Annotated in this window: 22 protein-coding genes and 1 pseudogene; 3 read left to right on the plus strand and 20 right to left on the minus strand. The window is 38.8% G+C overall.

Translation table 11 applies throughout. The features are described 5' to 3' along the window. Positions 1 to 2: 2 nt before the first annotated feature. The 7 genes from QF028_RS25750 to QF028_RS25780 form a co-directional block, all read right to left on the minus strand. Entirely contained in the window at positions 3 to 1,562 is a 1,560-nt protein-coding gene (locus QF028_RS25750) for a response regulator transcription factor (RefSeq protein WP_429470130.1), read from the minus strand. 180 nt (positions 1,563 to 1,742) lie between these two features. Next, complete coding sequence (locus QF028_RS25755) at positions 1,743 to 2,414, minus strand: hypothetical protein (RefSeq protein WP_429470132.1); 672 nt, start codon at positions 2,412 to 2,414, stop codon at positions 1,743 to 1,745. 102 nt (positions 2,415 to 2,516) lie between these two features. After that, complete coding sequence (locus QF028_RS25760; protein ID WP_429470134.1) at positions 2,517 to 3,908, minus strand: alkaline phosphatase; 1,392 nt, start codon at positions 3,906 to 3,908, stop codon at positions 2,517 to 2,519. 307 nt (positions 3,909 to 4,215) lie between these two features. Further along, complete coding sequence (locus QF028_RS25765) at positions 4,216 to 5,823, minus strand: M20/M25/M40 family metallo-hydrolase (protein ID WP_429470136.1); 1,608 nt, start codon at positions 5,821 to 5,823, stop codon at positions 4,216 to 4,218. Between the two features lie 113 nt (positions 5,824 to 5,936). Next, positions 5,937 to 7,343: an amino acid permease gene (locus tag QF028_RS25770; RefSeq protein ID WP_429470138.1), complete on the minus strand. Its 1,407-nt coding sequence runs from the start codon at positions 7,341 to 7,343 to the stop codon at positions 5,937 to 5,939. A gap of 41 nt (positions 7,344 to 7,384) precedes the next feature. Beyond that, positions 7,385 to 8,146, minus strand: a complete 762-nt coding sequence (locus QF028_RS25775; protein WP_168241708.1) for a dimethylarginine dimethylaminohydrolase family protein — start codon at positions 8,144 to 8,146, stop codon at positions 7,385 to 7,387. A gap of 17 nt (positions 8,147 to 8,163) precedes the next feature. After that, positions 8,164 to 9,018 carry a dimethylarginine dimethylaminohydrolase family protein gene (locus QF028_RS25780; protein WP_429472549.1) on the minus strand — a complete coding sequence of 285 codons (855 nt, stop codon included), beginning with the start codon at positions 9,016 to 9,018 and terminating at the stop codon, positions 8,164 to 8,166. A 180-nt stretch (positions 9,019 to 9,198) separates the two neighbouring features. On the opposite strand from QF028_RS25780, the gene QF028_RS25785 reads away from it, so the two are divergent. Together QF028_RS25785 and QF028_RS25790 are read left to right on the plus strand one after the other, a co-directional pair. Next, positions 9,199 to 9,933 (plus strand): IclR family transcriptional regulator, encoded by a 735-nt coding sequence (locus tag QF028_RS25785; protein ID WP_429470141.1) that lies wholly within the window; start codon positions 9,199 to 9,201, stop codon positions 9,931 to 9,933. A gap of 202 nt (positions 9,934 to 10,135) precedes the next feature. Next, entirely contained in the window at positions 10,136 to 10,372 is a 237-nt protein-coding gene (locus tag QF028_RS25790; protein WP_429470143.1) for a hypothetical protein, read from the plus strand. A 404-nt stretch (positions 10,373 to 10,776) separates the two neighbouring features. Here the strand turns inward: QF028_RS25790 and QF028_RS25795 are convergent, their stop codons facing one another. The 11 genes from QF028_RS25795 to QF028_RS25845 form a co-directional block, all read right to left on the minus strand. Continuing rightward, positions 10,777 to 12,387 (minus strand): glycoside hydrolase family 43 protein, encoded by a 1,611-nt coding sequence (locus tag QF028_RS25795; protein ID WP_429470144.1) that lies wholly within the window; start codon positions 12,385 to 12,387, stop codon positions 10,777 to 10,779. 109 nt (positions 12,388 to 12,496) lie between these two features. After that, positions 12,497 to 13,114 (minus strand): YesL family protein, encoded by a 618-nt coding sequence (locus tag QF028_RS25800; protein ID WP_429470146.1) that lies wholly within the window; start codon positions 13,112 to 13,114, stop codon positions 12,497 to 12,499. Between the two features lie 75 nt (positions 13,115 to 13,189). Continuing rightward, complete coding sequence (locus QF028_RS25805; RefSeq protein ID WP_429472551.1) at positions 13,190 to 14,023, minus strand: carbohydrate ABC transporter permease; 834 nt, start codon at positions 14,021 to 14,023, stop codon at positions 13,190 to 13,192. A gap of 82 nt (positions 14,024 to 14,105) precedes the next feature. Continuing rightward, complete coding sequence (locus QF028_RS25810; RefSeq protein WP_214714224.1) at positions 14,106 to 14,981, minus strand: carbohydrate ABC transporter permease; 876 nt, start codon at positions 14,979 to 14,981, stop codon at positions 14,106 to 14,108. Between the two features lie 87 nt (positions 14,982 to 15,068). Next, on the minus strand, positions 15,069 to 16,379 hold the full coding sequence (locus QF028_RS25815) for an extracellular solute-binding protein (protein ID WP_429470149.1): 1,311 nt from the start codon (positions 16,377 to 16,379) through the stop codon (positions 15,069 to 15,071). Between the two features lie 94 nt (positions 16,380 to 16,473). Further along, positions 16,474 to 17,271: a response regulator transcription factor gene (locus tag QF028_RS25820; protein WP_429470151.1), complete on the minus strand. Its 798-nt coding sequence runs from the start codon at positions 17,269 to 17,271 to the stop codon at positions 16,474 to 16,476. A 7-nt stretch (positions 17,272 to 17,278) separates the two neighbouring features. Then, positions 17,279 to 19,054 carry a sensor histidine kinase gene (locus QF028_RS25825; RefSeq protein ID WP_429470153.1) on the minus strand — a complete coding sequence of 592 codons (1,776 nt, stop codon included), beginning with the start codon at positions 19,052 to 19,054 and terminating at the stop codon, positions 17,279 to 17,281. Positions 19,055 to 19,251: 197 nt separating this feature from the next. Further along, positions 19,252 to 19,848 carry a biotin transporter BioY gene (locus QF028_RS25830; RefSeq protein ID WP_429470155.1) on the minus strand — a complete coding sequence of 199 codons (597 nt, stop codon included), beginning with the start codon at positions 19,846 to 19,848 and terminating at the stop codon, positions 19,252 to 19,254. A 212-nt stretch (positions 19,849 to 20,060) separates the two neighbouring features. After that, on the minus strand, positions 20,061 to 20,591 hold the full coding sequence (locus QF028_RS25835; RefSeq protein ID WP_429470157.1) for a GDYXXLXY domain-containing protein: 531 nt from the start codon (positions 20,589 to 20,591) through the stop codon (positions 20,061 to 20,063). Beyond that, the gene (locus QF028_RS25840; protein WP_429470159.1) at positions 20,584 to 21,657 is read right to left on the minus strand and encodes a DUF2157 domain-containing protein; all 1,074 of its coding nucleotides are present in this window, start codon (positions 21,655 to 21,657) and stop codon (positions 20,584 to 20,586) included. Before QF028_RS25840 ends, QF028_RS25835 begins: the two co-directional genes overlap by 8 nt. Positions 21,658 to 21,872: 215 nt before the next feature. Continuing rightward, positions 21,873 to 22,031, minus strand: coding sequence for a hypothetical protein (locus QF028_RS25845; RefSeq protein WP_180247603.1), 159 nt, complete (start codon positions 22,029 to 22,031; stop codon positions 21,873 to 21,875). Positions 22,032 to 22,446: 415 nt separating this feature from the next. On the opposite strand from QF028_RS25845, the gene QF028_RS25850 reads away from it, so the two are divergent. Further along, a complete protein-coding gene (locus QF028_RS25850; RefSeq protein ID WP_214998088.1) occupies positions 22,447 to 22,983 on the plus strand; it encodes a ribonuclease H-like YkuK family protein in 537 nt (178 codons plus the stop codon). Positions 22,984 to 23,050: 67 nt separating this feature from the next. Here the strand turns inward: QF028_RS25850 and QF028_RS25855 are convergent, their stop codons facing one another. Beyond that, positions 23,051 to 24,511 carry a PAS domain-containing sensor histidine kinase gene (locus tag QF028_RS25855; RefSeq protein WP_429470162.1) on the minus strand — a complete coding sequence of 487 codons (1,461 nt, stop codon included), beginning with the start codon at positions 24,509 to 24,511 and terminating at the stop codon, positions 23,051 to 23,053. 213 nt (positions 24,512 to 24,724) lie between these two features. Beyond that, positions 24,725 to 24,919: pseudogene (locus QF028_RS25860) on the minus strand (ABC transporter); the annotation flags it as partial. Between the last annotated feature and the right edge of the window lie 91 nt (positions 24,920 to 25,010).

The raw sequence follows: 25,010 nt of genomic DNA on the forward strand, positions 1-25,010 counted from the left end.
TCTTATCTTAGTTTTTGCTTTCTTTTGTATTGGCTTGGAGACAATCCCTTTATTTTCTTAAAAACTTTACAGAAATAACTGTGGTCTGAATAACCAACCATTCCACTAATTTCTGAGATAGATTCCATTCCCTCCATGAGCAGTTTCGTCGCTTCTTCGATCCGCATTCTATTTAGATATTCGATGAATCCTTCCTTATTATGCGTTGAAAAATAGCTTGAAAGATAAGATGGATTAAAATGAAAGTGCTTTGCGACCCCAGTAAGGGTAAGCGGTTCGGCATAATGTTCTCTAATATATTCCATCAGTTTTTTCATATTTATATCTTCGGGCTCACTCTGGACCAAAAATATGCATTTTTCCGCTTCTTCAATAAAGCGATTCATTAGTTCAACCGTGGCCTTCGCCGAAGGTGCTTCATCAATCGACCTAAAATATGAATACTTGGCTTCTTCCAATTCTGTTACGTCAAATTTCATATTACTTAGGAGAATGGTAATGTTAAAAATAATGTTGCCAAAAAAAGCTTTATATTCAAAGACATCCATCGTATAACAAGAAGACATTACCTTTACATGGTCTTGTAGATATTTGAAAGCGGAATCAAAATGTTTTCTCTTTAATTCTTCTGTAAACCAATCCAAATTAAAATTTTCGGGTTTGGGCGGCACTTTTGGAAGATTCTCTTTCATTAAAAACGGTTGATTTGGAAAATAAAAGCGATAATCTAACAATTTTACGAGACTTTCTTTGTAGTTGGTTCCTAGCTTAGAAAGGTCTGAAAACTCATCCGTCAAAGCAATACTCATTCCTGGTATAGACTCTGCAATTTGGCTGGCCAATTTAATAAACTCTTTATCATTCTGCTTGTTTATATTAATTAAGTATCCAATGATATTCTCTTCAACGCTTAAGGGCTCGTAAACAACTTGATTTATGATATGTTGCAATGCCTCTTCGATTTTCGCCTTGATACTTGTTTGAAATTCTGCACTATTTCTAGACTGGTGATTCCTTAAATCAGCTCCAATTAAACAATAATGGCTGTAAGGCAAAGCTTTGGATACTAACTCCGAATCATAATTCACTTCATATCCTGAAATCAGTTTATTGATAATCTGCCCAATTGGGAGATTGCCTGTTAATCTTTGATCCACTTTCTGAAAGGAAGGAATTCTGCTTGCGGCATTTTTCAGCGCCTTTAAGAGACCGTCTGCATTGAGCTTCGGCTTTAAGATATAATCAACGATACCACTTTGGAAGGTGGAGCGAACATAATCAAATTCTCCAAAACTGCTTAAAATAATGATTTCAATGTGAGGATATCTTTCCTTCACAATTCTTGTTAATTCCTCTCCATCCATGATTGGCATTACGATATCTGTAATAATGATATGTGGGGCGGTGGCCTCAATTAATTCCAGTGCTTCTTGACCGTTCGAAGCCTCTCCAACAATCATGAACCCCTCTTGCTCCCAATTGATATAGTGCTTAATCCCTTGTCTGATTAACATTTCATCGTCTACAATAAGTGTTCGGCATAGTTCCCCGACTGTCAACACGATCCCTCCAGAATATGACCTGCACAATTAGAAATTTCAGTATTTTTATTATACTATAATCATACTGAATTACCTTTTCATAAAATTGTTCCAATTAGTTGCACAACCGCAGAATACAAATAGGGCCCTATCCCAATCATGGGTAGGGCCCTGATGTCACTGACACCTTTTTATTCTCCATTAAAAATTAAGTTGGATTTTTTGTGCTTCCTCCAGCCTTTCGTGTTTATCATTAAACACGTCACTGGTTAGAATACTAATCCATTCCGTTTTTTTGCTGCCAGCTTGATCAACTATAAAGCCTATACTCCCCCGTTTTATTTGATTTCCTTCGATTTCTCCATTTAAATGTTCAAGATACATATCCTGTTTCCAGTCCATCTTCACACCTGTATTCGTTTCAAAAAGGGCGATTGGAGCAAAATTCCGTTTTTCTTTGGATTGATTTTTTATATCCACACTTAATTTAATAAAGTCAAATTCCTCGGCTTCCGTTAACGGATGGAAATAGTCAATTAAACTATAATCAGGTCGGTAGTGAAGTAGTTTCATTTCTTTGATCGTGTACTCGATATCCCCAAAATGATAAACCTTATTTATTTGTTTGATTGCTTTTAATGTAGCCTCTCCTTTTTCATCCGTAACAGACTGGCCGGGTTTTTGTAAGGTTGAATCATCCGTAACCTGAGGGCTATTGTAATAAGCGTCATGATCGTCTTCGGAAATCACTTTCGTTTCTGTGGAAGTTTCCTCCGTTTTTGAATCAGACCTTTCACTATTTTGTTGGATTGAAACAAATGAACAGCCCGTAAGTAGTAAAACAAATAAAATAGTTATCATTGCCTGTTTCACATCGATTCCTCCCACTCAAGTAAAACTCCTTTTTAGAAAGATATCCCATTGCTATAAAGGCAACGGGATATCATATTTTCTAATCTGCTTAATTTTTGAAACTTACTTGTCTTCGATGACTGTTTTTCGGCTGCCTTTTTCAAGAATATCAAAGATAATTTTGGCATTGTCTGTATTATCTATTTGACCGGCAAAGCGCTCGCTGGCAGGTCCGAATGCATATACATTTACATCTTCGCCTGTATGTCCGCCCGTCGTCCACCCAGTGAATGAACGGGTATCAATAATTTGTTCGATCGCATTATCGATATCCACTACTTTCTTCGTAGCCGCAGCATCTTTCACAGACTGAATCTCTTTATCTGTTAAAGTGAGATTAATATATTTAGACAAAGTTTCTTTCACATCTGCCCCATTAGCAATTTGCTCTGCCATAAAATCAGGGGTGCGTTTTGTTGCATTGATTGGTGCACTAAACCAGTTGTACTCTCCGCGGGCACCGATCGAGTAACCGCCAGTTGAATGGTCAGCTGTTGCCACTACTAAGGTATGTCCATCCTTTTTGGCAAACTCAATGGCTGCTTTGAACGCTTTTTCGAAATCTTCCATTTCACTCATTGCGCCTACAATATCATTATCATGACCTGCCCAGTCAATTTGGCTTCCTTCCACCATCAGAAAGAAACCTTTTTTATTTTGATATAAGCGCTCAATGGCAGAAGTCGTCATATCTGCTAGGGAAGGCATCTCTGCCGTCCGGTCGATCATTTTTGGCATACCCCGTTTCGCAAATAATCCAAGAACCTGGTCATTTTTGTCTTTTTTCAATTCTTGAAGGTTTGAAACATAACTGTATCCGTCTTTTTTGAATTCATCTGTAAGGTTACGGTCTTGACGGATAAATAACTCCGAGCCGCCTCCCAAAAGAACATCAATTTTGTGTTTTCCGTTAACCATCTCATTATAATAATCATCCGCAATGGCATTCATGTTATTACGGTTTACATCATGAGAACCAAACGATGCAGGTGTGGCATGTGTGATTTCTGACGTAGCAACAAGTCCGGTTGATTTCCCCTTCTCTTTCGCTGCTTCAAGGACTGTTTTCACTTCAGATTTGTCATTGTCAACTGCGATGGCGGCATTATAGGTTTTGACCCCCGCAGCCATGGCCGTTGCTGCAGATGCTGAATCCGTTACATTTTGCTTCGCATCCTCTGGATATGTAGTCTGTTGTCCAACTAGAAATTTATCAAACTCAGTTGGCTCTACTCTTTTAGTAGACGGGTCGTCTTTTAAATAACGGTAGGCCGACGTATATGAAACACCCATTCCATCCCCGATTAGAAAAATGACATTTTTTATATCTGCATTGTTTTTATCTGCTTTTTCGGATTTAGCGTTTGCGGTTCCTGTTCCAACAAGACTGCTAAAAGCAATGCTTGAAAGGACAGCAACTGGAAGAACCTTTTTTATAAGTTTTTTTTTTAACAATTCGATTTCCCCCTCAAATAAACTTGAATATGTTATTTTACGATTTTCATTATAGCGGGGGTTTATTAAGCGAATGTAAACAATTGTAAAGGCGAATAAATCGGAAGTGCTAATATATAGGCAATTTGTATGAGAGTAAATCACTTTTAAACAAAAAAATCTACATTTTCCATTAGGTTGTCAGATCATCTCCTCCTTAAAAAGACCTATTTTTTTTTATATTTTCTTAATAAAAATTGAACATTTGAATAAGAGTAGACCCACCAGATAAAAAAAACTGATTCGACGATGCGAATCAGTTTCTTTCCTAGTTATTAATCATCATTTTTATCATACCCTCGACAAGAATCGGAACTTCTTCAAATGCACTTTTCATATGAAGACGCTCCGTTCGTTTGTGGGCGTCTTTTCCGAGTGGGCCAACATTTAAGACAGGAGCTTGGAGTTCTTTCATCGCATCGAATGGGATGATGTAACCGCTGCCCCATACCGGGGTATTTGATTTGAAGACGGTCCATCCTTCCCCATCGTCCTGATAATTAACATAGCTTAAGTCGCTAATTCCATTAAAATAGTGAACTTGCTGAACAGGCAAATTAAATTTTGCGAGACCTTGCTCTTTCACATATTCTACACATTGTGTAATGAGTTCATCATTTGATGAATTTACCGCAGGATAATAAGGTGGAGCAAATAGCAAAACAATCGCCGGTGCAAGTTCCTGGCACTGAATCATTAGAGTATCTGCAATTCGTAGGGATTTTTCACGGTCATCCCATTCTGAATTTGCATGAACGGCTGCTTTGATTGCTTCGACAAAATCCGTTCCAAATTTATTAATCGCATGCGTAAGTAAAGCCTCATAACGTAAGACACTCACTTCACCCACTGGGTCTACATACTGCTCTTTGCAGACTTCCATATAGGCCCGGTTGCAGGTACTAGCCGCGTTAACAGCCACTTTTTCAAAGATATCCATAATTTCTTCCGCATTCCGCTCCATTAAAAACACATTATACAAGGCTGCTGCGCGGTATGGTGTTTGAGCGGAGTATTCAAGTTTTAAATCTTTTTGTTGAAGTGTGACCGGAAGAGGGGTTGTTTCACCCCTCACCGTTTCTTGGAGGCTCAAATTCCATTCCATCTTCTGCGTCAAAAACGATGCAATATATGGTGCTGTGATTCCACTGAGAGGTTCACCAACATGTGTCTCTTTCCCGTAAAAAAGTGCCGATGGCATAATTTTACCGATGGAACCTGAATACACATAATAATTTTCGTCACCTGGTTCTTGTGAAAATACGGGTTCTCCGTTCAAGAAAAGCTTATAGGTGAGATCATGCTTTTCCTTTAGTTCTAATAATTTCGGTACAGCTGCACACATACCCGCCGAATTTACTTCCTCATCTGGCACGGTTAACAAGAGAAGATTAATCGGCCATTGTTCGACAGTTGCTTTTTCGATTAATCCCATATGCATCACAAGTCCCATTTTCATATCCATCGTGCCTCTGCCGAATAAATATTCTCCAGATTTCAGATCCTGCACCACATCTTCCGGTAACCCATCCAATCTTTCATGGAGCAAGTTGGTTAGCTCTTCTGGCTGATAAGCAAAATCCTCTAGATCTCCATATTCCTCCGTATTCACTGTATCAAAATGACTAATGAGAACGATGGTTTCTTTTGCATTTGGATGTTTATATAAAGCAGTTAAAAACCGCCTGCCCTGATCGGCATCGTGAAGAAGCAAATGAGTAGGATTTTCCTGAAAATAGCCCAACCCTCGTAATTTTGCTTCTACCTTTGAAGGGAAATTACGTTCACCCTCTGTTAATGTCATGCTTCTCCAGCTCACCACTTCGCACAAAAGCTCACGAAGTGCCTCTGGTGTCCCCCAATTTAGCTGATTCATTACCCGATTACTCCTTTAATTAATTACAAAATGGTGAATCACAACTGTCCACCTAAGATGGACAAATACAGCCAACTGTCCACGAGTGGTGCCTGACACCCTAGCGTGACAACCTATCGATAGTCCACATCATTATTTGCACTCAATTTGTCCTTTTTATTCTTAAAATAATAGGAAATATAGCATACGGCTAAAAATCCTAAACCCACTAGTAAACCGACTAATTGGGTCGGATCAAAGGCCAAGAATATTAAGATTGAAACGCAGAATACGATACAAATGATTGGTATTAATGGATAAAATGGGACTTTATATTGTAACTCCTCTAATTTTCCGCCATCTTGCAGGTATTTCCTCCGAAACAACAACTGTGAAAGGGCAATGCCGATCCACGAAATCGTAACAGAAATGCCGGCAATCGACATTAACAATACAAACACTGTGTCGGCTGCAATGAAGCTAGTTAGCAAGGATAATAGAGAAAAAACCATCGTAAATACTAGAGCAGCAAATGGAACCTTGCGTTTTGATAGCTTTCCAAACCGTTTTGGAGCCATTCCATCTTGCGCCATCGCCCATAGTAAACGGGTCGACGCGTAAATACATGAGTTTCCAACCGATAATATTGCTGTCAGTATAACAAAGTTCATAATATCTGGTGCGAAAGGAATACCTGCCATATCCATAAGGGTTACGAATGGGCTTTCCAATAATCCCAGTTCCTTAGATGGGAAAATGGCGGATAATATAACAATAGAAGCTAGATAAAAGACGATAATTCTAAAAAGGACGTTTCGAATGGCTCGGGGAATATTCTTTTCCGGCTCCTCGCTTTCCCCAGCAGCAATTCCAATCAATTCAGATCCTTGATAGGAAAAGATAACATTCATCATCGTAACAAAAAGGATGACAAAACCTGCAGGGAACAATCCTGATGGTGCTAAGTTTTCTAAAAATGGTGCGGGACGGTCGGCCAATGGAATGATTCCAAAAATAGCAGCGAAACCAATAATAATAAAGAAAATAACAGCAACCACTTTAATACCTGCAAACCAATATTCTGCCTCTGCGAATCCTCTGGTTGTAAGAGCATTGAGGACAAATAACAGGGCGATGAAAACAGCACACCATATCCAGACTGAAACATCAGGAAACCACCGTTTCATTAGGATTCCTGCCGCGGTAAATTCAACCCCAGCCGTTGTGGCTGAACCAACGAAATACATCCAGCCTAACGAAAATCCAGCGGAAGGACTAATAAATTTACTTGCATATGTTTGAAATGAGCCTGTTACAGGCATGTGGACAGCCAGTTCCCCTAGGCACACCATGACCAAGTATAAAATGATCCCGCCAAATAAATAACCTAATAATGCACCACCAGCTCCGGCCTGATTAATGGTATAGCCAGCATTTAAAAACAACCCTGTTCCTATGACTCCACCTAACGAAAGCATAAACAAATGACGACGTTTCATTGATCGATTTAATTGATTCTGCTGACCCTCTTGTTCAACCATCTCCCACACACCCCTTTTCTATTAGCAGTCTCCAATGTTCCTTAAAAACGTAGTGATAAACAACTTAAGCCGCCATCTAATTTACGAAATTCAGACATGTCGAGCTCAATCGTCCGAAAACCAGCCTCGTTCATTTTTTGCTTCGTTTGAGGAAAACCTGCTGGAATGATGACATAGTCATTCACACGAATACAATTCGCTGCATATTCCTCTTCCGGTGGAACGATAATTTTTGTATAGGAATTAAAATCTGGATGATCAATAAATTCACCTGCGACAACAATTGTACGATTTCCAAGATAAGAAATACCTGTTTTAAGGTGGAAAAACTTTTCTAGTTGAACAATAGTCGCCTGGTAATGTTCCAATTCAAGAATTTGCTTTAATTGTTCAGCTCCTTCCAAATTTGTCCTTTCAGAAAGTCCTAAATAAAAATGATTATCAATTTGTAAAATATCGCCGCCGTCAAGGGTTCCTGGTGACTTGATATAATAGATGTTTTCATAATGGGATTTTATTATCGGCTCCATCTCAAAAATTTCCCCGTTACGTGAAGGAGCCCCTGGGTTTGAAATAACCGCAAACTCAGGTGTCAGCACTGCCGTGTCTTCTACAAAGGTAGAGTCTGGGAAATCCTCATGATTAGGCAGGACGGTTACTTCTACCCCACAGGTTTTTAGTGCATCAATATAAGCTTTATGCTGCTCGAGCGCCTTTTCTAAAATAGGACTCCCTAGATCAGAAGTCGTTAAGCCATGGATGAAGCTTTCTCCAGGTGTTTTGACAATTGTAGTTTTAAACATATATTTTCCTCCTTCAATTATGTACGGATAACAGGACAAGTGAGACAGGTCGGACCACCTGTACCTAAATAAGAGATTTCATTTCCTTCATATTCATAGACGGTTGCCCCCGCTTCCATTAATTTTCGCTTAGTGTAAGGGCTTCCAGAAACTATCATACAAATTCGCGGTGCTAAGGCAAGGACATTACAGCCTAGTCGATGATATTCTTCGTCGGGAACTTCAATTAGTTCAAAGCCACGCTTGATTAGCATTTGTCTTAAGAAGACTGGCATTAATCTCGAATAAACAACAGCCAGGTTATCATCTACGATACTAATAAGAGACATAAGATGTAGACATTCGTCCTCACCTTGGTCATGAGGAAGCTGAACAACGATACATTCGTCCACTAAACCTTTAGTAATTTCCTTGATTTGGCGGATCGCTTCATCATTCGTTCGATAGCCACGGCCAATTAACAGTGTGCGATCATCCAGCCAAACAAGATCTCCCCCGTCAGCTACTGCTTCACCAGTAAGTTCACCTAATATAGGAATGTCCTTTTCTATTAAAAATTGTTTATACACCTCGGCTTCCGGCTGTCGTAATTTTTTACCTGATTTTAAAATAATTGCACCCTTTTTCGTAAATTTAACGGGATCATGGACATAGAGAGAATCTAATCCTACACGTTCTGACGCGGGTAAAAATTCAATATGGTCCACATGCTGTTTAATAATAGAAAGAAACTGTTCAAATTCATGCTGTGCTTTTGAAAAATCAGGTTCATGAATATAGTTGAATTTTTCCCATTCCTTTTTTAAATGTTCTTGATTAATAAAGGCTTCATTTGGGTGTTTAACAATAACGGTGTTAAGTTTTTTATACATAGATGATGCCAAAGCATTTCCCCCTTCACTTTTCCGTATAGTGGAATTCATTTCCCCTGACAGGAAAACTTATAATATGATATTATAGTAGTAATAATTTCATGTCAATATATTTTGAATTTACTGATTAATAGTTATTAATATTTTTACTGATACCTAATTTAAATAGGAGATGAAGATATGCAAACGATCGATCGAGCCATGCAGGTGATCAAAGTCCTTGTTGGAAATGAAACAAAGAAATGGTTTTCAATTACTGATTTATCTAAGGAGTGTGACTTACCTGTAAGTACGATGCATCGTCTTTTACAATCAATGAAGCAGCATGGACTGATACAACAGGATCCAAATTTAAAACATTATTCAATGGGGAACACCTGGTTAGAATACGGCTTACAGATGTATGATACCTTTGATTTTGTAGGGTTAATTCGCCCCGAGATGGAAAAATTAATGCTTGAGGTAGAAGAGAGTATTTATTTCAGTAAACCAATGGGGCTAGAATCATTAATCGTTGAGAGAATTGACTGCCAGCAAAATCCGATCCGTATATATGATCAACTAGGATTACGTATTCCACTTAACATTGGAGCAGCAAATAAAGTCATGTTAGCCCATATGCCCTCAATTGAAAGGCAAAAAATCGTAAATGAACTAGTAACTGAAGAAGATAGAGATACTTTTTTAACTGTATTAAATCAAATAGTGAAAGAGGGCTATGGGGAGAGTCATGGGGATAGAACGAAAGGCACATCATCAGTAGCTGCCCCTATTTTTAACCAAATAAATGAACTAATTGGCGCTATTAGTATTGGTTATGTCAATTTCAACATAACGGAAGAACGAAAAAACTTCCTAATCGAGAGAGTCATCGTGTACGGAAAGCAAATTTCCACCAAACTTCGATTCAAATAGGTTCCGTCTTTATAGCAGGAGTCTGAAATAGATTATTGGGGGATTCGAACTAAAAAGGACGGTGTCAGGCACCACTTGTGGACATTTGTCCACGAGTGGTGCCTGACACTGTTTTCTGATAGTATTTTGAATAGAATTATATTTTCATATGGATATGAATAGAGGATTGAGGGACACAGTTTATGTTGAGGAACAAGAATGTTTGGATTTTGATGCTCTTGAGAAATTGCCAGAAATCAAAGCAGATCATATCTTCCTTGTCAGCAAAAAAGGAGAACCTGGCCTAGACTTATTAGCGAAGAGTTCCATCTGGAATGGTCTCGATGCGGTAAAAAATGGACATGTTTACGAAATGAACGATCCAAGTAACTGGACAATCAATGGTTTAATCGCTAGTGAAAAAACAATTGACGAAGTTGTAAAATCCCTTAAAAAATAATGGTTAAAATTTCGAAAGGCGTCATCCTATTTTGGATGACGCCTTTTCATCAATATAGCTTATGATACAGCAGGATATGTCCTTTTGAAGGTCATTAACGTTGATTAATTCTTTTTCATTATAGAAGACCAACTAAGCTGGTGTGTTATTAAGTTTATTACTTCTACTAGGTTTTAATCAAACGTTTGATTAGTTTTTTCACCTTTCTTAAAAAGCCAGATGTATCATGGCCTGAACACGATTTAATCAATCGTTTGATTAGTTTTTTGCCAACTGTAAAAATCAAAATAGCTCTTCACCAGTGTGAACGCACTGGGTGTCAGGCACCATTCGTGGACAAATGTCCACGAGCGGTGCCTGACACCTTTTTTGATATCAACAGCAAACTTAAATGTAAAATAGTATTAATTGTTGTTTTTGTAACTAAAGTAGTCAAAATCTGCATGCAGGTTTTGGCCTGATGTGTCTTGGCATTGCATGCCTACAAATGCGCCGGTGAAGAAGCCGCCGCCTTGAATATAATCGTCCGACAACTTGTAGGAGTGGAATGTTACTGGAATCACTGACCAGTTCTCACCATCAAAGGAGAAGGAGTATTGGTATACATCCGTCTTCACATCCACACGAAGATACACATATTCAACATCCTCTGGAATGACAATTTCTTGACCTTGAAGCGGTTGGTCAAAGGTAAAATTGTCACAGGTCATGAGTTCAAGGATTCTCCCTTTGTCCTCGTTCCAGGTGACCTGGCATGATGTCCAGTTCTGAGTATTATAGTAATTCACCAGGCCAGCAGATTGCTGGAAAGTATTCGGGGTAAAGGCAACCTTTGTCTCCGCGCTAAAGGTAAAATGCTGCCAACGTCTTGCCACAAATGCTTGTGTGAATTTAGAAGTTAACGATTCTTTCCCGTACAGGCGCAAGTGGCCAGGGTTATCTTTTAATGAAACGATTTTCTCCCCTAATGGGATCCGTAAGCTCTGAAAATGAGGGTTCAACATTTCTGTATCAAATTCGTCTTTCTCAGGGAAGTCCCTGTCCCACTTCACTTCGTCCACCCTTGGCCCTTCTATCTCAACAGATGGCTGGTTTCCTCCGACAACGTATGGCCAATCATTTTTCCACTCTAGTCTTTGGATCGCAGTTTCCCTTCCAAGTGGACAGTAGCCCCGAGGATCTAACAAAGGCTGTCCTTCTCTGGACAATGGTCTCCCAGTTAAATGAACAAGGAACCACTCACCTGTATGGGTATGTACAATCGAAGCATGACCTGCTTTTTGAAGAGGAATCCTCGGGGCATGGAACGACGTGATCAGCGGGTTCTCCGGATGCACTTCGTATGGACCCCTCAGTTGTTTAGAGCGCGCAATGGTTGCTTGGTGATCAAATTTCGTGCCTCCTTCAGCTGTTAATAGATAATAATAGTCGCCAATTTTATATAAATGCGGCGCCTCCGTTAGTTTAATATCTGTTCCTTTAAAAATAATCTCAGCCTTACCAACTAGCTTTTGTTCTATCGGACTGTATTCCTGAAGTGAAATCCCGAAAAAATTGTGATGACCCATACGATGATCCCAATTCATGTTGACCAAATATTTTTTACCATCTTCATCATGGAATAATGAGGGATCAAAGCCTGAGCTATTCAAATAAATTGGGTCTGACCACTCGCCATCAATCGTTTCACAGGTAGCAAGGTAATTATGGCAATCCTTCCATTGACCTTCAACCACCTTTACATCCGTATAAATCAGCCAGAACTGACCATCACGGTAGGTTAGTGCCGGTGCCCATATTCCTCCCGAATCCGGATTCCCCATCATATTCAACTGGCTTAGCCGGTTTAGAGGCCTCGCTGCTAAACGCCAGTTTTTTAGATCCTTGGAATGGTGAATCCCTACCCCTGGAAACCATTCAAATGTCGATACCGCAATATAATAATCTTCTTCAACCCGGCAAATACACGGATCTGGATTGAAACCCGTTAAAATTGGATTTTGAATTGTAGCCATTTTTAACACTCCTTTTCATCAACTAATATTCATGCTCATTTTTGCACCTGTTTCTTAATGACATGAGGAATGCGCCATTTTTCTTTAGGTTGGAAGAGCTGCTGCAAATCTAGTGTCTAGCCCCCACCCGGTTAAAGCTATAATTCCCTCCAAACATCAGTATCCAAGCAATCGTTGCAGCACTAAAAAATGGGATGAAGCTTGTTTGGTACAAATTTAAGAAAATGATTGCTGCTGAAGCTGCCAGCATCAATATGGTCATGTGGAAATTAAGTACGCTTAAGAAAAAGGCATTTTTTATATAATCCAAAGTTTTTAATTCAAAATGGACATAGACTGGAAAAATATAAACAAGGGTTAGTACATAAAATCCTGTGATCATCAGTAATGGGATGAACAAGGTAAATTGGAGCGCTCCTCCTACTGTTCTCAAGTAAAGAAAGTCAAAAATGATAAATGCCCCACTCAATCCGATACATATACCCAATCCATTTGATTTTTTGAATTCTTGTCTGTACACGGAAAGAAACGTTTTCCAAATGGGGAGGTCGGTTTCTTTCAACTGCCATTTTCGGACGATCGTAAAAAGAGCCACCGTTGCCGGCATGATTCCTAGGAGAACCAATCCTGCCAGGGAAAAGAAAAACCATAATAGATTCACGTATGCAAGCCTCATGATCCACTCACAAAAAGTGAACAGTTTCCCCATCGTTTTTCCATATTGCACGGTTTTTCACCTCTAATCCCAAGTTTCCCTCAATACCTTCTATCCTATTTTCATAGGTTGCTAGATTTTAATAAATCACCCTTTAACTGAACCCGAAGCAATTCCTTCGACAATTCGGTTGCTCAAGATTAAGAATGCAATCAGAATTGGCAGGATACTAATAACAAGTGTTGCACCAATTGCACCCCAGTCCGTTGTATATTGACCGATAAAGTTCTGAATTCCAACTGTCAGCGTTTTAAAGCTGTCTGAACTAATAAATGTGTTGACGAAAACAAATTCATTCCAGTTGTAAATCATGTTAATAATTGCCGCCGTTGCAATAACTGGTGCAGTCATTGGCAGGGTAATCCGGAAAAATATATGATTAATCGAAGCTCCGTCCATAACAGCAGCCTCTTCTACCTCTCTTGGCAGTGCCTCATAAAATCCAAGCAATATCATAATTGTGATCGGCAGATTAAAGGCAGTATAGGTGAAGATGACGGAAAGCGGATTATCAATCAGGTTTATTTTTGTAAAAGTATTGAATAAAGGAATCAGTGTGGAATGGACCGGAATCATTAGTCCAACCATGAATAAGCCCAACACCAATTTACTGCCCTTCCAGTTCATTCTCGTAAGGGCGAATGTTACCATACTTGCTAAAATAACAGTCAATACAACCGCTACTACCGTATAGGTGATACTGTTGAAAAAGTATTGGCTAATGTTCCCCTCTGTCCAAACCTTTTGGTAATTCTCCCACTTTGGCTGTGCTGGCAAGGAAAAGGGAGACATATTAAAAACTTCTTGGTTATTTTTCAATGAGAAAAGAAATAACCAGATGATCGGAAAGATTTGAAAAATTGCTACGATAATAAGGAATAGGTACATAATTCCATAGGCTGCGCGATTAAGGAATGGGATCTTCGCTAGATTCGATTTTTCCTTATTTATGATTACCGGAGATCCAGTCGTTTTCACCGTATTCACCTAAATCCCCCCTCTTTTAATAAATATCGTCATTCTGTGTGGTAAGTTTCCTTATGATATACGTTACAACTAAACAGATGATTAATAAGAAGAAACCAATAGCACTTCCGTACCCAAAGTCAAAGCCCTTAAATGCTTTATGGTACATATATGAGGCCATAACCTCACTGGAATTGTTTGGACCTCCATCAGTCATGACATAAATCAAGTCGAAATATTTCAATGATCCGACAACTGCAAGAACAATCGTTACCTTGATTACATTCATGATTAATGGAATTTTTATTTTTAATGCAATTTGAAGTGGCGTAGCGCCATCAATTCTCGCTGCTTCTTCCAGGGAATCCGGGATGTTTTTCAATGCTGCATAATAGATCAAAATATAAAAGCCTGCATATTGCCAGATAATCGGGACGATAATTGCGTATAGCGCGATACCTGGTTCCGCTAGCCATGCGGGTGGATTTTCAACTCCAAGTGAAACCAGAACACTATTTAGAATTCCATTTGTAGGGTGGTAAATTTTCAACCAGAGTTGCGCAATGGCAACAGATGCAAGCAGCATGGGAATCAGATAGATTTTTCTAAGCAAATCTGCTCCTTTTATTTTGCCTGCCAATATCATCGAGATGAATAAATAACCAATCAAGCTAAGTGTTGAAAAAACTGCCAGTATTAAGGAGTGGTAGGCACTCTTCCAAAACAAGGAATCCTGTATCAGATGGGCATAATTTTTTAAGCCAATGAATTCCATCTCTCCGATTCCATTCCATTTCATTAAGCCGAAATATCCGGTTTGGACAATTGGTACATAAATCAAGGCAAGGATAAGAAAAAGCGCTGGTGCGATATACAGAGCAACTATCTTTTTATTGGACATAACTCTATTCATTACGGTTCAACTCCTTTGCAAACAGGATAAAAATGAAGGGGCACATACCAAAAGTAAAGATATATGCCCCTTATTTCTAAGTTGCGATTATTTGCCTTCGTCAGCCTTTAACGCATCTTCGTGTTGTTTAGCAAAATCTTTTGGATTCACTTCGTTACCGAACAGTGATTGAATTAGATTCAAATGTGTTTCAGCAACAGATGCACTCATTTGAACATCTGCGAATAATGTTAGATTACTAGCTTTATTCAATTCGTTTAATACATCAATATAAAGTTGTGGTAATTTAACTTTGGCAGTATCAACTTTAGTAGCTGGAATTACACCTGCTTTTTCAACAGATTGCTCTCCCCATTTTTCAACAAAGAATTTAACAAATTCTTTTGCTTCAGGCTTAACCTTTGAGTTTTCAGATACAAACAAGCCGACCCCAGGACCGCCAACCCAGCTGTCGATGTTCCCTTTACCGCCTTCAACTGTTGGGAATTTAAAGAATCCAACATTGTCACGGAATGCTTGTGGAATTTCTTCATTTGTCGTGAAGTTCGGAAGTTCCCATGTCCCCATCAGGTACATAGCAGCTTTTCCATTTAAGAATTCTGATTTCCCTTCATCATTAGACAAACCATTAAATCCTTTATTGAATGCATTTTCTTTTACAAGTTTTTGAATTTCATCTGCAGCTGCTACTAAGGCAGGATCTTCAAATGAACCAGTACGATCGATTGCTTTGTTTAAAACCTCAGAACCACCTAAACGGTCTGCAAGGTACATATACCATAGAGATCCAGTCCAACGATCTTTATTTCCAAGTGCAATTGGTGCTACACCTTTACTAGCAATTGTTTTCACAACATTTGTGAATTCACTGTAAGTTTGAGGTACTTCGAGATTAAATTTTTTGAAGATTTCTTTATTGTAATAAATAGGAGCGATGTTTAATTCTAGTGGAAGACCATAAGTTTTGCCGTCTAACGCATATGCTTCTGTTGTTCCACTAACGAAAGAATCTTTCAAACCGCCAGATAATACATCATCAAGTGGTGAAAAAAGCTTTCCTTTAACGAAAGGAGTCATATATCCAGCTGCCCATGTAAAACCTACATCTGGAAGCTCGTTAGATGAGGAAAGAACTTTCATTTTGTTCTTGTATTGTTCATTTTCAAGTACTTCAACCTCAATTTTTACATCCTTATGATTTGCCTCGTATTGCTTGATAATATCTGACACGATCAAGTTTTGTTGTTTGGAGCTTCCGGCAGGCCAAAGGTGCATGAATTTAATCGTTTTCTTGGAACTGCCCTCATTGCTAGCCTTGTCAGAACCACTGCAGCCAGCAAGACCAGCTGTAAGAAGAAGTGCAAGTACTAGTAACGATGTATACGCTTTCTTAAACATTTCAAAACCCCCAGTAAATTGTTTTCGCTTACATACTGAATTTTAGCACTAATAAAAAATCACGGTAAGGTAACCGCGATTGGGGGAAATTCCACTATTTTTGGATAGGTGCTTCGTCAAGGACAGCCACTTTTCTGTATTTGCTTGGTGTAATTCCCTCAAAATCCTTAAAGATTTTAATGAAATACTTAGCTGTCTGATAGCCTGCCTGCTGGGCTATATCTTCGACATGTGCATCCGTGGTCAATAACAGGTTTTTGGCCATTTGCAGCCTTTTTCTCGTCAAGTATTCACTAAATGTCAAACGGGTTTGTTCTTTAAACAAAACACTGAAATAACTGGCATTTAAATGGACAGTATCAGCCACTTCCTTTAAGCTGACCTGCCTATTTAAATTTTTATTTATGTATGTCATTGCATCTTTTATTAGCGAATTCGAGAGGTCTTTCCGGGCATCCACATTCAGTAGCTTTTGATCGGCAACTTTTTCTAGATGGTCTGCCCTTTCTATATTAGCTTCTGTTTCCAATGCCTGCTCAACTGCTTCAATTAGCTTTTGTTTACTTAACGGCTTCAGGAGATAATTAATTACTCCCAGACGAATTGCTTCCTGAGCATATTCAAAATCAGGATGCCCAGAAATAATCATCACCACGGGCTTATATCCTCTATCCTTAATGTTTTTCAACAGTTTCAAACCATCCATCTCAGGCATGCAAACATCTGTGATTAGAAGATGAATTTTATGTTTGCCAAATAGCTCATATGCCTCAGGTCCATCAGTGGCACTTATTATTTCATATTTTCCCCCGGACCATATTTCCAGTGTTTTTTTCAAGCCTTGTCTTGTTGTTTGCTCATCATCGACGATTAAAATAGTCTTGGTAGACATCTGTTATTTACCTCCTCAGCTCTGGAATTTCAAATGTAACCTTTGTTCCCTCGCCTTGTTCACTATCTAGGTATAGATGCTTCAAATTGTATTGAACATAATAAAGTCGAATTCTTTTATTCACATTGGTAAGAGCCATCCCCATTCCTTTAATGGAGGACTCACCATCCATTTCTATCGCGTGATTAATTTGTGAAAGCATTTCCGCCTCCATTCCTGAGCCATTGTCTTTTACGGTTATCGTGATATTTGAGGAGTCGTCCACTTTTTCAACATGAATAAAGATGGCACCTTGCTTTCTCTTTTTCTCAATTCCATGGATTATTGCATTTTCAACTAAAGGCTGAATGATAAGCTTTGGTATTTTTATATCTATGTATTCTGGCCGCACCGATATTGACCATATCAATCGGTCACCCAGCCTCATTTTCATCAGCTGTAAATAGCGTTCAATATGTTCAAGTTCATCGTGAATGGTTACCCATTCGCCACTATTTTTGTTTCCAATTGTATAGCGGAAAAGCTCTGACATCGCAATGACTGTCCCAGCCAAATCCTCTTCTCCCTTTTCTTCTAATGACCAGTAAAGGGCATTTAATGTATTGTAAAGAAAATGGGGATCGATTTGGGATTGAAGCGCTTTCAATTCAGTCCTACTCCGCAACAGTTCCTTTTCATACACCTCTTGTATTAGGTGATTCGTGTTTTCGACCATTTGGTTGTACGTATTATTAAGTTCAATAATTTCCAACGATGCGGAACTTCCAGGATTTATCTTTAATTCATCCATTTTAGCTTTCTTCATTGTATTGGTTAGTCGCTTAATTGGCCTCGTGATCATCGTCGCCAAAAAAATAGAAGAGACAAAGAAAATGATATATCCGATTACACCTGATAGTAAAATAAGGGAACGTACCGCTGAAACACGTTCTGAAAGGAAACTCGTCGGCTTTAGGATAACCAATGTCCAGCCCGTCAGTTTAGATGATTCCTTTACTATCATGAACTCTTTTTTATTAATGGTAACGGCTTTTTGTCCTTCTAGAAGCATATTCTGAATATCAATTCCATAATTATCAGTAATTGGAGCTAAGTCTCGATCAAGGAGCATCATATACCCCTCTTCTCCATGTTCCTCTATGTTCTCTTTTACTTGAAAATAGCTGTTAGTGATCCGAACAACCAAATATCCCCCGTTTGAAAACCAACGGTCTATTAAACTCACTCTTCTAATGGCATAAGAATAATTGGTATTGGCCGGGTCTTTTCCAACCCATACTAATCGTCCTTTTTCTTTATCCGCTACCTCTATCCATCTCGGTTGAATGCGGTTAGATAAGTGCTTATTATCAAAGGGATAAATTCTTTTCCCCTTAGATGTAAATAGTTCAAAGTTGGAAATCCCATCCGAGTAGGCGTAGAAATTATTGATGACTTTGATTAACGATTGCTGCTTGGCAAAATCCATGATATCCCCGTCAACGATCCCTAACAGTAGCTGCTGGACGGTACCATTCGTCGCCAATTGGTTCGACAGTGTGTCCACTTGTCTATATAATGTTTCCATTCTTCCATTTGCTTCAACTGCTGTTTGCTGAATTTGTTCCTCTGCATTGTCCTTCATTAAAGTTCCAACCTGGTTGTATACCATAATGGAAACAATCGCAAGAACAATCATCATAACAAACAAAAAAACAGCTAGAATCTGATTACGCAGGGTATTTAAGCTTCTCAATCGTGACCTGATGATTGTAATCACCCATTCTGTAATAACTTCTATCAATATATAAATCTATTATTCCTGAATTATATCAAAATGCCCTTTTAAATTATATGTATAACATCCGAATAATCTAAAAGTTTCGTATCAAGCAATTTCTTCGAAAAAAGGTGTCACAAAAAAAGGTGTCAGGCACCGCTAAAAGACAAATGTCCATGAGCGGTGCCTGACACCCTTAGTTTGTTTATAACTTGATAGCCTTAGGAAACACGTTTTAAATGTTTAAATTGCCCTTTTGATAGGACGGTTTTTTCTAGTCGGTGGGCCATGATTCCGGCAAGGACGGCTAAAATAATGTCTTTTGGAAGTGGAACAACCATCCATAACCAGGCCATTTTATAGGTGAATCCTTCTGGTGCTGCTGCCCAAAGCTTATAAGCAAAGTACATCCAATTTGTACCAAAGAAGTAGTTTACAACCATTCCGATTAAGGAGGCGATGATAAAGGCTGCGACAGTTTTCTTTTTCTCAACGATTTTTCCAATGATAAACGCTGTAAAAATATACGATAGAATAAAGCCAAAGGTTGGACTAAAAATTGTGGATGGGCCTGCCCCAAATTTAGCAAAAACAGGAACGCCCACAAAGCCAACTAGCATATAAACCGTCATCGCTATCGATCCTAACCTGCTCCCTAATATAGCCCCTGCCAAGATAGCAAAGAAGGTTTGGAGTGTAATTGGAACTCCTCCCACCACCATAAAAGGTACAAAGGAGGTTATGTTTGCCCCAATCGCCATCAACGCCACAAACATCCCCACTAGTGTTATATCCAACGCTCTTAATTTTGTCTTCATTCTCCCACCCCAATATTTATTGTTATAATATTAAAATATATGGTTAACCACTGTATTGTCAACCTAATTTTAATTTGAGTTAACATTAGGAATGCAAGAAGGTGTCAGGCACCAAGAATGACCAATGTCCTCTCCACATGGACAAAAGACAGTTTCGTCCACATGTGGTGCCTGACACCAACTTTTTAACACTAATTTTCTAACACCAACTTTTACTTGGTTGTGATATCGGTCAGGACGGCATAGCCGTTGTCTACTTTTAGTTTGGCTAGTATTTCTCCTTTAGCAGAGGCTTTTTCCCATTCTGCCCCGGTGTTGTCCTCTATGAAGTATTTATCCAGATTGTACTCAATGATGGCAATTTCTTGTCCCTGGTTGTCTTTATCAATATAGTTTATTGTTCCTTTTAGGAATAATCCGTTATCGGGTTTTTCAAGGCTGACTTTAATGGGGGTGTGGACTCCGTTCTTTTTCGCCATCAGGACGTATACGTCGAACTGTCCCCCCTTGTTCTGCAATCTTGTGACCACTGCTTTTTCCAACAATGATATTGGGACCTCTTCAGCTTCATATTGAAGGGTCACATAATCGCCTCTAAAAGGGTCGGATGGGTCCACCGGTTTCGTTTGGAGAATCATTTCCTCCCCCGTTAACATGGTATAGAGGGGCGCGAAGCACATGCCTAACAGAATAAGCACCGGCACCGAACAAGCCAAAACTAACTGCTTTGCTCGCTTATTCATGCACACTCACCCCTTTTTTCCTTTGTTTTTCAAAATAAAAACCGAAACCTAGGAGCAGGAATCCTCCAATAATAAATACGAACGATTTTGGCAAGAATTCAAAGGATAAATCCAAGTAAAAACGGAAGATCATCACGCATAAAATAATGATACTGAGCAAACTTCCTTTTTTAATTAAGTACAATACATAGAGCACATAGATGACCGAAAAAGGAATATACATCCAATCCATTGGCCAGGTATCTTCAAAAGATAACAATAGCGCTGCGGCACCATGAACGATGTATCCCAAGACAACGTAAATGTCTCTAATTTTCCCTCTTGAGAGGACTAGAGCTACGCCTATGACCAAATAGATTAATCCATACACGTAAGGAAAATCAGTATAGTCATAGCGGTTGACAAAAAAGCTAATGACCGTCCCGATAAATGCTAGCGACAATATGCCAGCGATAAAGCCCGTCACTTTTGAGAAACCTATTTTTTCATTAAGTAAATAAATGGCGGCAATCCAAAGCAGTGTCCAATACGGGATATTTACCCCTTCGAGATATTGTCCATCCAGCATGTATTTGAGGACAAAAAGGGAAGATGCTAGTAGGATCCATTTATCCCGTAATACCCATGCTAATGGCAAAATGCCAAGCGACCACCATAAAAAAGCATTTTGTGAATTTGTTCCGAGATGAAACATTTGCTCCACAAGAAAAATCCCCGCCCCGAACACAAGAACACCTACATAATAAAGGCTTTTAGATGTCTTTGGATAGTTCCTTTCCATTTTAAATCCTGCCAGATTACTGGAAACGAACAACGCGATGATTAATAGGAGCTTCGCTGTTTTTCCAATCTCATCCCAATTACTCGCGATAAAACTGAGTACCCCCGCGCCAATCAAAATAGAACCCACATACAAAAGTGTTTTTGTGAAAGAAAGTCTCTGTACCTCGTAAATCTCATCTATTTCATTGGCCTTTCCTGCAGGCAGAATCTCTGAATCTTCTAAGAACCTTAGCTCCCGCTTCAAAAAATTTAATTCATGCTGTTTTACAATCCGTTTCACCATCTATCCCACCCCTTTAACATCTATTTATTTGGGACTACACGCTCACAACCACTTTAGGCTAATTGCACTACAGTTAAGTTTATTCGACAATTAGTGTTAATATCCTTTTAAAAAATGAGTGTATGACCCCCTTTGCCCGATATCACCAAAAAAAGAAAAAGGTGTCAGGCACTGCAAAAGGACAAATGTCCACGAGCGGTGCCTGACACCATTGTTTATTTATCCCGGCAATTTTTGCAAACTTTGATGGTTTGGTTTGTTTCTGTTGTATGCGGATATAGTAGCTTGATTCTTGTCCTTTCACACAGCGGGCAGGTTCCCCGGCCATTTGAAGGCAGGTAGCTGATTGTTTTCCCTCGGTTTCTCTTTGCCATTTCCATCCATCCCTATCTAGATAAAATCCCGTTTCTTTATCTAATGATGGACTGGCACAAATATTGTTAGGCAAATAATTGTTTTTAGAAAAAAGGTTGTTCCAACGCTATTAATTTCTATATTAGGTTAGCAGATCATTTTCCGTTGTTAATTGGGCATAATTCAAAACCGAATCAATACCGAGCAGCCTTCGCGCTGTCCTCCTAGTACGGACAAATGAAGCGTTTGTCCACGGACGGTGCCTGACACCCTAAGGTGTCACACCCATGCATTTTTGCTCACCTATCTACATACATTTCAATAAAGATCAAATACTTTCAATGGCTGCACGACAATAAATCACTTTCCATAAGATAGGAGTAAGAGTCGAGACTAAATTTTTTTAGTTGGAAAGGAAAGATGTGGTGCTTCAAGATGAAAAAAAACGGGGCTTATCACGATTTGTTTCAAAATCTTCAGGAGAATGGGCTGTCGTTCGAACAAGTCTTTGAACGGATTGTAACATTCATGAAGTTAGACCCAAGTGGGAACTACCGACTAATGGTTGGCACAGATTCTCAAGTCCATAGATCCACAACTGTTTTTATCACAGGAATTGTGATTCAAAATAAAGGAAAAGGAGTATGGGCGTGCATAAGGAAAGTCATTATTCCAAGAAAAATGACTCACTTACATGAACGGATTTCCCTTGAATTGTCGTTAACTGAGGAAATTGTATCGATGTTCAACGAAGAAAGGAAAAATGAGTTGATCAATCTTGTCCTCCCCTATATATATAAAGGAGCAACCTTCACAATGGAAGGACACATTGATATCGGTGCTGGTAAACGAAACAAGACGAGTGAGTTTGTAAAAGAAATGGTAACGAGAATCGAATCAATGGGGGTTGAACCGAAAATCAAACCAAATGCCTTTGTTGCTTCTAGCTATGCAAATCGTTACACCAAATAAGGGTGTCAGGCACCACGTGGGACAATTGTCCCTTAATGATGCCTGACACCCTTTTTTTACATCCTTATTAAAAGCATTCCAGTTCAACTTTTACAGTGGTGCCTTTCCCAGGTTGACTGTCGATTTTCATAGTACCATTATGTTCCTGGATGATTTTGTTGCTGACGGTTAGGCCAAGTCCGATTCCTTTATCCTTGGTTGTGTAGAAGGGAGTTCCCAAATAGCGCATAAGTTCGCCGTCAATGCCCATCCCTTCATCCGAAAAGCTAATCTGCACTCGTTTGCCTTCTATCCTTTGCACATGAATATTCACATTTCCACCAAACGGCATCGATTCAATTGCATTTTTTAAAAAATTAACAAAAACCTGTTTCAACTGATTGTGATTACAAAGCAAATCAATATTATCCTTTTGATAATGGCTGATTATTTGCACATTATGTAATAAAGCTTGTGGATGAAGTATATTAACCGTGCTTTCTAAGATTGAATTTAGATTTTCTTGATCAAATTGAATGGCTTGAGGTTTCGCCAACGACATAAATTCATTCACAATCATATCAATACGATCTAATTCGTTCATGATGATTGATAAATAATCACTTTGTTTTTCTTGGTTCCTAGTATCTTTCAAAAGCTTTGAAAACCCTTTCAACGAAGTCAACGGGTTTCGTATTTCATGAGCAACTCCAGCAGCCAATTGGCCAATAATCGAAAGCCGGTCTAAATTTCGGAGGGCATCATCATTTTTTACCCGGTCTGTAATATCCCTTCCCACCGTCACATAGGAATCAATTTCTCCTTGTTCATTAAAAATTGGAGAAATAGTGGTCTCCGAGTATATTACTTCCTTATTACCTGTTTGCAACTTTGTTTGTAGCAGTTGAGGTTCCTTTGTTTCTATTAACCTTTGATAAACTCTGTCAAAATGGTCTATTTCCTCTGGCATGATAAGATCGTATACGGTTTTACCTATTAACTGGTCAGGAGTATATCCAATTCCGTTTTCATGAGAAGGAGATGCATAGACAATCTTTTTATCTCTCGAATAGACCTTAATCATATCCGATGTATTTTCAGTTATAAGCTTGTACAGTTCACGTGTCTTTTTTAATTCTCTTTCAATATTAATATGCTCTGTTATATCGCGAAAGATTGCAATAACAGCAATAATTTCCCCACATGAATTTCGAAAGGGAGAATAGGAAACAGCAATATCAAGTATGCTTCCGTCTTTATGGTATCTTTGGGTAACCATATCAGGATATGCTTCACCACTTTTGACTGATTCAATAATATCATGCACAATGTCAGGATTAGAAAATTCTTCAACTCTTTTTCCGATGACATCATCCTCTGTATAGCCAAATATCTTCGTATACACATGGTTCACTCGAATAAACCGATTCTCCATATCGACCATACAAATCGCGTCTGCGGTACAGTCAAGAAATAAGTCAATTAAATCATCCGGATTATAAACCACAGATTCATCCTCTTTCGTAAAAATCGGGAAACTCTTCGACATAGAGATCTCTCCAAACACATCAATTATACTCTTAATCTCCATTTTACAGAGTTTTTCGATAAAGAAAAGAAGTATTTTACAAAATGGTGTCAGGCACCACCGAAAGACACTTAGCCCGATTGTCCGTCCTACACGGACAATTTGAGCTGCTTTAGTTCATAATAACAAACGCTCGGAGCTTAAGTCCAAGCGTTTGTGGGGTTGTTTCTTGTTTTATAATGCTGCCTCTATTTCTTTGGCCATTGCTTTGACAGACTTTAAGCCTCCACCGCTTAGGTACCATGTGTCTGCATCTAGGTAGATAATCTTATCATTCTTAAAGGCAGCAGTTTTTTTAACTAACTCATTTTCAATAATTTCCTTTGCACCAATTTCTCCGCCAACTGCTGTCGCACGGTCAATAACAAACCCCATCATTTCTATTATTCTAGCGTTCTATTATTGATAATGAAAATCATTGTCAATAATCTATAAATTTGATTATAACATTCTGAATTTT

Source organism: Neobacillus sp. B4I6, assembly GCF_050434045.1.
GTDB lineage: Bacteria > Bacillota > Bacilli > Bacillales > Cytobacillaceae > Neobacillus.

Bases quoted from the DNA above. Each gene is read 5' to 3' on its own strand.
- QF028_RS25770 (WP_429470138.1), bottom strand. From the start codon at position 7,343: ATGGTTGAACAAGAGGGTCAGCAGAATCAATTAAATCGATCAATGAAA.
- QF028_RS25775 (WP_168241708.1), bottom strand. From the start codon at position 8,146: ATGTTTAAAACTACAATTGTCAAAACACCTGGAGAAAGCTTCATCCAT.
- QF028_RS25785 (WP_429470141.1), top strand. From the start codon at position 9,199: ATGCAAACGATCGATCGAGCCATGCAGGTGATCAAAGTCCTTGTTGGA.
- QF028_RS25780 (WP_429472549.1), bottom strand. From the start codon at position 9,018: ATGTATAAAAAACTTAACACCGTTATTGTTAAACACCCAAATGAAGCC.
- QF028_RS25765 (WP_429470136.1), bottom strand. From the start codon at position 5,823: ATGAATCAGCTAAATTGGGGGACACCAGAGGCACTTCGTGAGCTTTTG.
- QF028_RS25795 (WP_429470144.1), bottom strand. From the start codon at position 12,387: ATGGCTACAATTCAAAATCCAATTTTAACGGGTTTCAATCCAGATCCG.
- QF028_RS25820 (WP_429470151.1), bottom strand. From the start codon at position 17,271: ATGTCTACCAAGACTATTTTAATCGTCGATGATGAGCAAACAACAAGA.
- QF028_RS25810 (WP_214714224.1), bottom strand. From the start codon at position 14,981: ATGAATAGAGTTATGTCCAATAAAAAGATAGTTGCTCTGTATATCGCA.
- QF028_RS25835 (WP_429470157.1), bottom strand. From the start codon at position 20,591: ATGAATAAGCGAGCAAAGCAGTTAGTTTTGGCTTGTTCGGTGCCGGTG.
- QF028_RS25830 (WP_429470155.1), bottom strand. From the start codon at position 19,848: ATGAAGACAAAATTAAGAGCGTTGGATATAACACTAGTGGGGATGTTT.
- QF028_RS25815 (WP_429470149.1), bottom strand. From the start codon at position 16,379: ATGTTTAAGAAAGCGTATACATCGTTACTAGTACTTGCACTTCTTCTT.
- QF028_RS25850 (WP_214998088.1), top strand. From the start codon at position 22,447: ATGAAAAAAAACGGGGCTTATCACGATTTGTTTCAAAATCTTCAGGAG.
- QF028_RS25840 (WP_429470159.1), bottom strand. From the start codon at position 21,657: ATGGTGAAACGGATTGTAAAACAGCATGAATTAAATTTTTTGAAGCGG.
- QF028_RS25855 (WP_429470162.1), bottom strand. From the start codon at position 24,511: ATGTCGAAGAGTTTCCCGATTTTTACGAAAGAGGATGAATCTGTGGTT.
- QF028_RS25845 (WP_180247603.1), bottom strand. From the start codon at position 22,031: ATGGCAAAGAGAAACCGAGGGAAAACAATCAGCTACCTGCCTTCAAAT.